This window comes from Halalkalirubrum salinum (assembly GCF_005543295.1).
Classification (GTDB): domain Archaea; phylum Halobacteriota; class Halobacteria; order Halobacteriales; family Haloferacaceae; genus Halalkalirubrum; species Halalkalirubrum salinum.
The window spans coordinates 26,393-38,256 of the sequence record NZ_SRSG01000024.1; the positions used below are offsets into that span (position 1 = coordinate 26,393).

Annotated in this window: 11 protein-coding genes and 2 tRNA genes; 3 read left to right on the forward strand and 10 right to left on the reverse strand. The window is 59.2% G+C overall.

Features of this window, described 5'->3' with window-relative positions; translation table 11 throughout:
• Positions 1 to 128 precede the first annotated feature (128 nt).
• The 7 genes from E5K03_RS09420 to E5K03_RS09450 all read right to left on the reverse strand — a co-directional run bounded on the left by E5K03_RS09420 (position 129) and on the right by E5K03_RS09450 (position 6,680).
• Positions 129 to 560, reverse strand: coding sequence for a pyridoxamine 5'-phosphate oxidase family protein (locus tag E5K03_RS09420; protein WP_138006600.1), 432 nt, complete (start codon positions 558 to 560; stop codon positions 129 to 131).
• A 78-nt stretch (positions 561 to 638) separates the two neighbouring features.
• Positions 639 to 1,343 carry a hypothetical protein gene (locus E5K03_RS09425; protein WP_138006601.1) on the reverse strand — a complete coding sequence of 235 codons (705 nt, stop codon included), beginning with the start codon at positions 1,341 to 1,343 and terminating at the stop codon, positions 639 to 641.
• Between the two features lie 133 nt (positions 1,344 to 1,476).
• Positions 1,477 to 2,106 carry a metal-dependent hydrolase gene (locus tag E5K03_RS09430; RefSeq protein ID WP_171006659.1) on the reverse strand — a complete coding sequence of 210 codons (630 nt, stop codon included), beginning with the start codon at positions 2,104 to 2,106 and terminating at the stop codon, positions 1,477 to 1,479.
• Between the two features lie 510 nt (positions 2,107 to 2,616).
• Positions 2,617 to 2,700 (reverse strand) — tRNA-Leu (locus E5K03_RS09435).
• Between the two features lie 70 nt (positions 2,701 to 2,770).
• On the reverse strand, positions 2,771 to 4,534 hold the full coding sequence (gene menD / locus E5K03_RS09440) for a 2-succinyl-5-enolpyruvyl-6-hydroxy-3-cyclohexene-1-carboxylic-acid synthase (protein ID WP_138006602.1): 1,764 nt from the start codon (positions 4,532 to 4,534) through the stop codon (positions 2,771 to 2,773).
• Between the two features lie 80 nt (positions 4,535 to 4,614).
• Complete coding sequence (locus E5K03_RS09445) at positions 4,615 to 5,985, reverse strand: isochorismate synthase (protein WP_138006603.1); 1,371 nt, start codon at positions 5,983 to 5,985, stop codon at positions 4,615 to 4,617.
• A gap of 104 nt (positions 5,986 to 6,089) precedes the next feature.
• Entirely contained in the window at positions 6,090 to 6,680 is a 591-nt protein-coding gene (locus tag E5K03_RS09450; protein WP_138006604.1) for a molybdopterin-dependent oxidoreductase, read from the reverse strand.
• A 111-nt stretch (positions 6,681 to 6,791) separates the two neighbouring features.
• Between E5K03_RS09450 and E5K03_RS09455 the strand changes: the two genes are divergently transcribed.
• The 3 genes from E5K03_RS09455 to E5K03_RS09465 all read left to right on the forward strand — a co-directional run bounded on the left by E5K03_RS09455 (position 6,792) and on the right by E5K03_RS09465 (position 9,734).
• Positions 6,792 to 7,004, forward strand: coding sequence for a DUF7120 family protein (locus tag E5K03_RS09455; protein WP_138006605.1), 213 nt, complete (start codon positions 6,792 to 6,794; stop codon positions 7,002 to 7,004).
• A 104-nt stretch (positions 7,005 to 7,108) separates the two neighbouring features.
• Positions 7,109 to 7,387, forward strand: coding sequence for a UPF0058 family protein (locus E5K03_RS09460; RefSeq protein ID WP_138006606.1), 279 nt, complete (start codon positions 7,109 to 7,111; stop codon positions 7,385 to 7,387).
• 109 nt (positions 7,388 to 7,496) lie between these two features.
• A complete protein-coding gene (locus E5K03_RS09465) occupies positions 7,497 to 9,734 on the forward strand; it encodes an amino acid permease (protein WP_138006607.1) in 2,238 nt (745 codons plus the stop codon).
• Positions 9,735 to 9,784: 50 nt separating this feature from the next.
• Here E5K03_RS09465 and E5K03_RS09470 read toward each other — a convergent pair whose 3' ends face one another.
• The 3 genes from E5K03_RS09470 to E5K03_RS09480 all read right to left on the reverse strand — a co-directional run bounded on the left by E5K03_RS09470 (position 9,785) and on the right by E5K03_RS09480 (position 11,812).
• Positions 9,785 to 11,053 carry a TIGR00341 family protein gene (locus E5K03_RS09470; RefSeq protein WP_138006608.1) on the reverse strand — a complete coding sequence of 423 codons (1,269 nt, stop codon included), beginning with the start codon at positions 11,051 to 11,053 and terminating at the stop codon, positions 9,785 to 9,787.
• A 267-nt stretch (positions 11,054 to 11,320) separates the two neighbouring features.
• Positions 11,321 to 11,498 (reverse strand) — tRNA-Trp (locus tag E5K03_RS09475).
• An 89-nt stretch (positions 11,499 to 11,587) separates the two neighbouring features.
• Positions 11,588 to 11,812, reverse strand: coding sequence for a DUF5795 family protein (locus E5K03_RS09480; RefSeq protein ID WP_138006609.1), 225 nt, complete (start codon positions 11,810 to 11,812; stop codon positions 11,588 to 11,590).
• Positions 11,813 to 11,864: the final 52 nt, after the last annotated feature.

Below are 11,864 nucleotides of genomic sequence, written 5' to 3' on the forward strand. Positions count from 1 at the left end.
TACTCGATCGATCGGTCTGCTGCCCATCTAATCCAATGGCATCGACTGATACTACGTCTCTGGATTGGATCTTTTGGGTTTAGTGGCTGAGAATAGCAACGCGTTGTTATCGACCTCTGGGGCGCGACCTACTCGACTGTTTCTCGACCGATAACAGTCTCCATCACCAACTCATACAGGGAGAACTCGATGTTTTCGACTGCTTCGTCGAACAGCCGAAACGGCTGAAACCACTCGTTGAGTGTCGTCTCGTCCACATCGCCTTCCCACCTCTGGATCGGTCCGCGAACGTGGATACTCCACGACTCCTTCGTTGATGCCTCGTAGCACACGAACGTGGCAGTCTCGGTCGTCTTGAGGAATTTGCCCTTCTCAGTATCGTCGTCGTGTTCGCTTACTCGAAGGAGAAACCGGTCACCATCGTAGTGATAGCTCAATGGAATCGCGTACGCCTCGTTATTCGCTGCCAATCCGAGGACACCGTGTTCGCCTGCTCTGAGGGTTTCATCGATATCGGACTCTGTCATTCCGGTGGTGTATACGTATTCGACGTGCTCCATAGGGCACGGTACGTGACGGATACCCAAATAGGCACCTTGGCTACGAGTTCGACTGGGGAGTTGATCTTCTTTAACTGATTAGGATCTCATCGAACTTCCGAGTCCAACCAGTAGAGCCAGCAAGACAGAGCCACCAAGGACTATCCAGGCACTTCCAACCAACACGTCTGCAGTCACGTCTGGGAACTGTTCCATGAGCGGGACGAATATACGCAGGTCAGCACCGATTACGATGAGTGCTCCCACGACATCGAAAACGAGATCAAGGATCGTGTCACGCCAGCCGTAATGGACCAGCACCGGCTCGATGTCAAACCGCTCGCTGACCTCGCGTGCAATCAGCTCAATAAGCTCCCAGAAGACACCGACTGCAAAAGTGCATACGACAGTTGCGGTCACGATGATCCCAGATGAGCCACCGACCCCCGCAATGTCCGGGAGAGTGACAATAAAACCAGCATAGAGCAGTGCTGCGACGAGTGCAGCCGAAAGGGTGTGAGTGAGGTGATCCCACCACCATATGGATTCGTATAGCCCAAGCATCCCAAGCGAGTGAAGGAATCCAGCGGCTGCAAGCCATAAGGGGAACACTGGACCAAATATAACACTTTGCGTGAGCGTTACCGGGAGGACGATCGGGATGATAACTGGCAGCAGTGCCAGAACAAACGCTCCGGCTGTGTTAACCGCTGCGGCAATGTTCCGGCGTCGAACGGCAATAATAAACAGCCCGAAAATGGCACTCTGCAGCAAGAAAACAGCAAGTGCTGTGTCAGTAGTCATCAGCTCTTCGAACTTGCGGTTAACTCGGAGTCGTCAAAATCCTTTGGTGGTTGCGTATTTGTGCTCCGATCGAGAGCATATGGGTCACGTGCCCACGACAGTATGCGAAGCCGGTTGAAATACGACCACTATGTTATCTGGGGCTCGTTTCGCGGTATCGAGCGGGCACATACGTCAGTAGGTGATCGGGGAGACGAGGTGTGAGCACATCGTTGACGATTGCTGCGGCGAGTGTTGGCAAGACACGCCGAAGTGCTGTGTACACAAACGCTACGGCCAAGGTCACGATTACGATCTGATGCAGTAGCCCATTGAGTGTTAGCAGTAGCGGGACAGCGAGTGCGATCGAGAGGAGGAGATCATCGGGTGATCCATCGTAACGAATCCAGTGCCGAGGTGCAATCCACCGGTTTCGGTAGTGGTCGTACACGGCACGGCTGGAAGTCGCTTCCCATGGACGGAGCTCCAGTCCACCGCCGAGGATATCAGCAACGCTGTGGACGGCGGCCCCGATGAGGAGAAACGCGATAAAAATACTCGTCATCGACGGGGAGAGACCTGCAATTACTAGTGCCGGGAGTACGAGAACGGAGTAGTATACGGGATAGTGAAGCGACTTTCGGTGCCCGCTATACATGTCTAAGTCCGGGAGAACTCCGCCCAGAAACCCTGCAATGAGGGCAATGCCAGTGAACTCCGGCGCAACGAAGGTTACTGACAACGCGAGCGTCATTCCTCCGAGAGCGTGAGTTGGGAGCATCATTATGTCGTATTTGAGGGGACACAACTAAATCAGTGTGTCGGTTACAAATATCGTGTCTCGACTGCTGAAGCATCCTCAGTCGATCACCTTGAGAATCTCTCCATCGCCTCCAGTAGGTACTAATTGGGGGGCAGCTACCGGAAGAACCGACTGTCGATCGGTTGGTTCGATGGAACAACTCGACGAACTCCGAGTGCTATCCAGCCTGCACGGAGTACCAGCTGGTATAATCCTACGATCGATCTTCCAAGAGGCGGCCCTTCACTGCGGGGGCACTGCCCCGTACATCCCTGTGTGGGACCGGATGTGAACTGGACGACGACGTGCTCACCTTTTGTTCATGCGTGGGGACAACGCGGCAAGTGTCGCTTGATAATCAAACAATCCGACGTGCTCACCTTTTGTTCATGCGTGGGACCGGATTTGAACCCCGATCGCTCACTTCGTTCGCTCTCTGCTTCAAATCCGCCCGTCACGCATACACGTCTCTCACTGGCGTTCGAGACGGAATGCGTGGGACCGGATTTGAACCGGCGGACTCCTACGAGACAGCGTCCTAAGCGCTGCGCCGTTTCCTGGCTTGGCTACCCACGCGCACCTACACGTACGATCGAACGATCGTAAGTACCTTCCGTTCTCTTCGACCCACGAGGCCCAAAAGCGCTCACAGCGACGACACGGCGTCGATCGTCGCCGCCTGTAGCTGCTCACGTACTCGGTGGCTTGCCTCGGCGTCAGTCTGGACCTCAATCAGGTCAGAGCCTTCAGTTCGAACTGACTCGCGGTAGGCGTTCGCAAACGCCTCGATCGACTCGACCCGCTCAAATGAGCAGCCGTAGAGCTCAGTAGACGGCTCGAAATCGAGTCCGTGCGGCGTCTTGAACTGGGCGGTAAACGGCGGGTCGAACGCCTCGATCGGCAACATATGGAAGATTCCGCCGCCGTCGTTGTTGATGAGCACGATCGTCGCGTCCACCGCACAGCGCTGCAGGGCGAGCAAGCCATTCATGTCGTGATAGTACGCGAGATCGCCAATTACGAGCGTGAGCCGATCGGTGGTCGCGCTGGCCGCTCCCAGCGCGGTCGAGACAATTCCGTCGATCCCCGACGCCCCACGGTTGCCAAGCGCCGTGATCGACGTCGTCGTCGGCTCGCCGAATCGATCGAGATCCCGGACGGGCATGCTGTTCGAGACGACGATCGTCGCCGGATCAGGTGACTCCTCGACGACTGTCGAGAGGACGGCCCCCTCGTACGTCGTATCCGGATTCGCATCTGCGATCGCCGCCCAGTGTGCCTTGTCAGCGTCCGCCCAACGCGATCGCCACTCGCTCGATCCGCCGTGACGCACGAGCCGCGAAAGGTCTCCACAGAACGAGGAGGGATCGGCAACGACGAGATCGGTGGCTGTGAACTCCGCCTCTCGCCACTCGCTAGTCGCGTCGACAACTAGCTGACGCGCATCGACTCCGGCGAGATACTTCCGGAGGGGTTTCGAGGTTGGCGACGCGCCGACCCTGACGACAACCTCCGGATCCGGCCACTCCACAACGGCATCGGTGTTGAGGTACGCGTCGTAGCCGCCGATCACCGGCGCGACGCGGGTATGTCCGCCGAAGCGAAGTCCCGACAGCGGGTCCGCGAGAATCGGGAAGCCGGTCGCGTGCGAGAGCGCGACGATAGCTTCCGTGTCGAACCCTGGCGGATCGGCAGGGCCGGCAACGAGCAGGCCGCGATCGACCGCAAGTATCTCCGCGAACCGCTGGAGGTCGCGATCGCCCAGCCGCACTGAGCCTGTCGTCGTTCGGACGTAGGGCGTCTCGTCGTCTCCCCTGCCGTCGACTGCAACTGCCGAGAGGTCGTCTGGGACGTCTCCGGGTACGGGAGTCGGTTCGAGTGGTTTGCGAAAGGGGACGTTCAGATGGACTGGCCCTGACGGCGTCCCGGTTGCCGCGGCGAGCCCACGGGCGATGTCTGTCCGAAGCGATCGCAGCTTCCGATCGGTCGACTCAGGCTCAGGGAGGTCTTTGTACCACCGAACGGCGTCTCCGTAGAGCTTCTCTTGATCGACGGTCTGGTTCGCCCCTGAATCGCGAAGCGCTGGCGGGCGATCGGCGGTTAAAAGCACCATTGGAACTCGCCCGTTGGACGCCTCTACCACCGCTGGGTGGTAGTTTGCCGCCGCGGTCCCGGACGTACAAATTAGCGGTGTGACGTCGCCGGTGCGGCGCGCCCGCCCGAGCGCGAAGTACGCCGCCGATCGCTCATCGAGTGCAGAAAAGACGTGGAGGTCCCCGTGGGCGGCACACGCGACCGTCAGCGGTGTCGATCGACTGCCCGGCGACACGCAGACAGCGGAGACACCCGAGCGAACGAGCTCGTCGGCGATCGCCCGCGCCCACAGCGTGTTCCGGTTTGGTGCGGTCATACCCTCCCTAGACACTACGGATACAATATACCGATGAAACTGATCTGTGAGAAACACACCACACCGCTGGGCTCGATCGCCTACTCGTCGGCCTCAAGCTCGTCGAGGATCGGACGGTACTTTAGTTCGACTTCATCCCACTCCTCGTCGGGATCGCTGTCTTCGACGATTCCGACGCCGGCGAAGAGCGTGGCTGTCCGGTTTGCGACGACAGCCGATCGGAGCGCGACCGCGAACGTGCCGTTGCCCGCAGCGTCGATCCACCCGACAGGCGCGGCATACCAACCGCGATCGAACGGCTCGGTCCGACGGATCGTCTTGAGTGCGACCTCGGGAGGGAGGCCACCGACTGCGGGGGTCGGATGCAAGGCCTCAACCAACGAGAGTACGTGCTCGTCGCCAGCCAACTCCGCTGTGATCGGCGTGTGAAGGTGTTGAACGGTTGCGAGCCGCTTGACGGCACGATCACCAACCGACACCGACGCGGCGAATGGCTCGAGCTGTTCGCGGATCGTCTCGGCGACGAGTTCGTGTTCGTGGACGTTCTTCGGATCACTCATCAGCTCGTCGGCCAACCACTCGTCCTCTGCTGGGGTTTCTCCGCGCCCTGTGGTTCCCGCGAGCGCTGCGGTCCGTACTGTGCGTCCGTGGACTGAAACAAGCCGTTCTGGGGTCGCTCCGAAGAAACTCACCCGTTCGGGCGTGTCGGGTTCGACAAGGAATCGATAACAGGAGGGGTAGGATTCGGCGAGCCGCGAGAGGGTGTCTCCGATCGATGGCGTACGCGTTAGTGTAGCCGCCAGCGCCTGCGCGAGCACGACTTTTCGGAGCTCACCGCTTGCAATTCGATCGGTCGCCTCGATGACACTCTTCCGCCACGCCTCGCGTGTCGTCGTCCGATGGGTTTCGAGAATTCCCGGCCGGGGGTCGTATCCGAGCGTTGACGGAAGCGCAGACAGTCGATCGCGCTCTGTGTCGAGCAGTGTCTCAACCGCGTCTGGAGAAACGTCAGGACCTACTGCGTTGATAGTGAGCCACGCGCCCGTGTCGGTGTAGGTGACCTGCTTTCTGGGAAACACAAAGCGTGCGTCGGGAAATGCACTCCAGGGTTGCTCATCGACGGCTGCGTGCGGACTCGATTCCGTAGATGCGGCCCCGTCGTGAAACGAGAATCCACCGAAGAGTCGCGGCCGTGCGGCCTCGGTTCCAGCGTGGACATTTCCTGATGAAAACAGCGTCTCAGCGGCCTCGCGGATCGCCGTAAACCGATCGGGCCCGTCGGCGGTGAGTGTTGCGGCAGCTCCCCAGCCGACGACGGTCGATTCGGTTGGCGCACTCCAAACAAGCCGCGGTTCAGACACACTCTGGAGCACGGCCCGGAGGTCCGGGGCGTCGATCGGCGCCGCGCGGCTCACGAGTGCCGATCGGTCCGTGCTCCGGGGAGAACTCATACCTCTGTAGGTAGCGCCGCCGTACTCTTTAGCGTGACTATCATTCGATTGGTGACTGAGACAGAAACCACATTACAGCCGAATTCGGCGACCAAGCCGGCGTCCTAGCTGTAGCGCTCTTCAGCCCATGGGTTCGCTGAATCCGAATATCCCCGAAGTTCCCAGTAGCCGCGTTCGGGTTCAGTCAAGAACTCGACACCAGTAACCCACTTGGCTCCCTTGTACGCGTACTTTTGGGGCGTAACGACGCGGAGCGGTCCGCCGTGATCGCCCGGGAGGGCTTCGCCGTCGTAGTCGTAGGCGAACAGGACGCCATCTTCGAGACACTCCGACAGCGAGAGGTCTGTCGTGTAGCCGTCCAGCGAGTGGAACATGACGTGTTCGGCCTCCTCGCGGACGCCCGCGCGATCGACGATCTCTGCGAACGGAACCCCGGTGAACTGACAGTCGAACTTGCTCCACCCTGTGACACAGTGGAAATCCTGCAGGTGTGTCTCTGCAGGGAGGTCGCGGAACTCCTCATAGGTATACGCAAGCGGGTCTGAAACAGCGCCCCACACCTCGAACGTCCACTCTTCGGGCGTCCATGACGGCGTGCCGCTTTTCGAGAGCACTGGAAACCGATCGGTTTCGCGCTGTCCTGGCGGCAGCCGATCATCCCCATACCCACGGTACAGGTCGGTGAGATCCTTCATACTGTTTATATGGAGGTCGGGACGTGTAGGCGTACCGTTTTGGGTCTGTGAATGTGTTTTTTTCACGCCGGTAGTTTTAAATCAACCACCCGTTAAGCCCCGAATGATCAGATGCCACAAGTCGAGATCAACATCCCTGAGCACCTCGAAATGCAAGTGACCCAACTCGTCGAACAAGGCGAATTTCTCAACAGAGAAGACGCGATCGAAGACCTGCTGTCGACCGGACTGAAAGCGTACAAAACGAGCGGTCCGCTTGACGACGAAGCACCGGAGTTCGAAGACGACGGCATGATGGGCCACGAGGACGAATACGTCTTTTGATCGCAGCGAGTGTACCGATCGTTCGATGCAACACGCAGAACGTGCTATTCGCGTGATACGAAGTCCCAATAACGCTTAACACGCCACCTGTCGTATGCGGGGACATGCACAAAGACGAACTGCTCGAACTCCACGAGCAGATGGTGAAAATTATGGAGTACTTCCGGGCCCGCGAAGACGTCGATTCTGCGCTGTTTGAACCCTACGAGCAGTTGACAGTCGACCCTTCACACGTCCACAAGTCGAAAAGTGAGCACAAACACGCGGTGTTTGTTCTTGGTAATGCATTGGCAACTGCGATGAGTGAAGACGAATTCTCCAGTGCAGGCCGCGTGGGCAAGCGGATGAAAGAGCTCGCCGAGGACGCCGAAAACAAAATCTGACCACAGTCAACGGGGACTGCTTTTCGCAAATCCCAATACAGATTAGGGTTCGTGTGAAACGGCGAGTCAAGCGGAGTCGATTGCCGACGATCGGCCTCGTCCATAGGCCATGACACGAAACGAACTCGCGGCTGATCTCAGGACGCGTGCAGCGGCGACCATCGGGATTGGGACGATGCTTGGTGCGGGCATCTTTGTACTGCCCGCGATTGTCGGCGGACAGATCGGATCACTCGTTCCGCTTGCGTTCCTCCTGGCGGGCGTCATCGCATTTTGTAACGCGCTTACGGTAAGCGAACTCGGGACGGCGATGCCGACCGCCGGTGGTAGCTACCACTGGACGAACCGGGCGCTCGGGCCGCTTTTCGGATCGATTTCGGGGATTGGTGACTGGGTTGGTCTCGCGATCGCCTCCGCATTTTATACGCTCGGATTCGGCCGCTATCTCGGCGTGTTTCTTTCCCTTCCACCGCTTGAGCTCGGCGTAGTCACGCTTTCTGGCACGCAGCTCGGGGCGGTCCTCGCTGGGAGTGCCTTCGTTGGACTAAACTATCTCGGCCGGCGGGGAATTGGGTGGGCACAGACCGCGATCGTCGCGACGATCGTCGGCATCCTCATCATATTTATTCTCGACGGGCTCACCGCAATACGGCCCGCCGCGCTCGTCGCCGAAACGTCGATAAGGCCGTCCTCACTGCTATCGGCCACTGCACTCGTATACGTCTCCTACCTTGGCTACGGCAAGATCGCGACGATGGGCGAAGAGCTGCAGACTCCAGAGCGATCGATCCCGATCGCCGTCCTCGGAAGCGTTGTCGTTGTCGCTGTACTATATGTCCTTCTCACAGCGATCGCGGTCTCCGTGCTCGACTTTTCGGCGCTTTCCGGTGAAACTCCTGCGGTACTAGCGATCGCTGACCTCGCGTTTGGGGCGACCGGTGTCGCTCTCATGGCCATTGCAGGGCTTTTGGCGACGGCCTCGAGCGCGAACTTTTCGGTACTTTCTGCCTCGCGGATCACGTTCGCGATGGGTCGCCAACGACTGGTTGGGTCATGGCTCACAAAACTGCATCCACGCTTCGGGACGCCGTATCGATCGCTGCAAGTAACTGGCGTACTCATCGTTGGCCTCATTCTCTTCGACGACATCGTGTTGCTCGCGCTCACCGCCAGTGCGTACCACCTCGTCGTCTACGGGTTGTTGAACGTCGGACTCGTCGTGCTCAGGCGAACTGACGATTCGTATGCCCCCTCGTTCACTGTGCCGCTGTATCCGCTGTCTCCGGTCGCAGGCGTGGTCGGATCGCTCGCGCTCCTGGCAGTAATGCCCGCACCGGTTCTGCTCGCAACAGGAGCGATGATCGTCGCTTCGGTCGTGTGGTACCTGGAGTACGGCAAGGACCGAACCAACGAGGAGGGTGCACTGAGTCGGCACATCCTCCGGCGATCGTCTACGATGCCGGATTCCGCGGTCGCCGCCGCCGAGCGGGCCAGACCAGAAAGAGCGGCCTACAGTGTGATGGTCTCGTTGTCGAACCCTCGTACCGAGGGCGATCTCATGGCACTTGCGTGCAATGTCGCTGCCGCGAACGATGGAATGGTCCACGCCGTTCACGTGGTACAGGTCCCAGATCAGGTGCCGCTCGATCGCGGCCCCGAACAGCTCGATCGCTTCGACGATCAGTCTGAATCTCTGCTCGAAGCCGCAGAAGCCGACGCAAATAACTACGATGTCCCAGTTGAAACCCATCTCATCTACTCTCACCGAACGGTCGAGGAGGTGTTCGACGCCGCATCTATCCTGGACGTTGACCTGTTGGTCTCGGGGTGGGGACAATCATCGTGGATCCAACAAAGCACACGTCCAGATGGGATTCTCGATGAACTCGCCCACGATCTCCCGTGTGACATTCTCGTGTTACGCGGGGATCGGTTCGATCCCGAACGGATCGTTGTCCCGACGAGCGATGACGAAAACTCTGCAATGTGTGCGGCGATCGCCGCCGATCTCGGAGAGACGATCGACAGTGCACTTACCCTCCTGCACGTCGTTGATGGCGAGAGCCAACGACCCGGCGGTGAGCGGTTTCTCGCAGACTGGATCAATACCCATGACCTCGAAGGAGCGACCCCGCTCGTCGACACGCGCGGGGACGTCGAAGCAGCGATCGCGGCAGCGACCGCCGATCACACGACACTTCTTATTGGAGCGACAGAACGAGGGCTGTTGTCGCGGCTCGTCAGGCGATCGCTGGTGTTCGACATCGTCGAAGAGGCAGACTGCTCGGTCATTATTGCTGAACGAAAACAGGATCGTGGCGTTGTTCATCGGCTGTTTCGGCGATAGATTGACCCGCTTTTGATAACCGAATCCCAATCTGTGGACAGAATCGCCGATTAATTGTCGCTGGATCGGGTTGCGGCGTCCGCCGTGACCACAGTCACCTCGATCGACCGACCGGTGTCGGCTTCGACGGCAGTCGCGATTGACTCCGCTAACTCGTCGGGTCTGCGGTCGGTTCTGACGTGGATCGTCACCCCCGTCGGAGTCTGGGAGACGAGATCGGCGCGATAGGTGTAGTCGACAGCAATGATGTCTCCTTCTGTCTCGCGATCGATCGTCTCTTGCATGGTCGATTCGAACGCGGCGTTCTCGCGCGCGTCGATCGAACTCACAGCGAGAAATGAGGTCAAAAGCAAGATTGCAAGCCCGAACGTCACGAGCCGTTCGAGAGTTACGCGGCGGGCCCGCCGCACGTCGTACCAGTGGCTCGGACGGTATCGTTTGATCCAGATCGTCGCGATTCCCGCCGCGTTGATCGACAGGAGATTCACGAGCACCAACACTCCCGCGCCGAACGCCAACGCAGGTTCGGCGTAGGCGATCCCGAGCCCGACTGACGCGGTCGGCGGCATCAACGCGACCGCGATCATCACGCCGACGAGTGCCTCATCAGCGCCGGAGGTGAGAGACAGCGCACCCGCAGTCCCCGCGCCGATCGCGATCGCCAGCGCCAACAGCCCTGGATGGGCGCGTTCGGCTACCTGCTGGATCAACAGCAACTCGAGTTCTGGGGCGAGAAAATACCGATACGCGAATGCAAACAGGGTGGCACTGACCAGCGCGACCGCGAGCCCGACTGCCTGCGATCGGATCCCCTCCCAGAACAGATCGTCGTCGTTGATCACCGTCCCGACGCAGGAGGCCATTGCAGGGCCGATAAGCGGGGCGATCACCATCGATCCGACGACGACCGACGCGCTGTTTTGTAACAGCCCTGCGGCGGCCACGACCGCGCTGATCACCGTCAAGGCGACGTAGTTGGGCGTGCTCCGCGAGAGATTTCGCGCTTTCGTGCGAAGTTCGTCTCGGGAGATTCGCTCGCCATTCGGTTCTCCGGTCGCCTCCGACTGGGCTTCAAAGCGATCGGAGACGATCGTTTCCGCCTCGCTCACGACCATATAGCCGTCGCGCTCGATGCCAACGTCCCTGAGCAGCTCGACAATTCGTTCGACCTCGTCCCCGTCGACTGGAATGTAGACGACGTCGCTGTAGGCCGAATCGGATGTCTCTTCGGTCATCGCGAAGTCGATCGACTCGGTGGTCAGGGTATTGACGACCACATCGTGTTTGCCGGTCGGCACCAACGTTTGGATCACGCGCATGCGAAGCTACACGCCGGTATCTACGGCCACGGGACAAAAACGTGTGCGTCTACGGCGATCGGATCGCTAATCTACTGGTTCGACCAGAAGTGAGCATGCTTTATCAAAATACAGATCGACAGCTGCAGTTATACAGTAATATTACGATTTGACGGAATTGACATGCCGACGGAGGGATTGTGAACCACGGTTGCTCAAACCGCTATTTGGTTCAATCTCTCAGTCGACTAATACGCAACCGCTCGCAGTCGCTCGCGGTAGAAGTAATGGGGACGGAGGGATTTGAACCCCCGATCGACTGATATCTCCGGTATGCGCCTCGGAACTCCAGAGGGTCGTCAACGCGATCGATGATCAGTCGACCGCTCGGTATATCAGTCTGGAGTGTCGTCCCGGGCGCGTGGCCTCTGGAGTCAGTCGCCATGCCTGGCTTGGCCACGTCCCCGCTATCTCTTCATAACGCGATCGGTACTAAATGGGTTTCGATCGTGATCGCCCTCCGGGCCACAGAACAAATGGACTACTGTCCAACGGTCACTGCGCGTCGCGATTGCTCCACGCACAGTCTTGACACTTGTAGCCCGTAACGAACGCGGTTACGCTCGGCATGTACCCCACAGAGATGACATTGCCGCCGCAGTCGGGACACGCACGATCGGCGTCTTCGATCGCAGTGGCCTCCATCGGGCGTTCGCCCTCGATCAGTTCGGCAAGTCGCTCGGGTGTTACCATTCGTCCTTCAACGACGCGATTACTCATATTATTGCATACGCGGGCGCAAAGTAATGGGTTGCGATGGTACTGGGGAGTG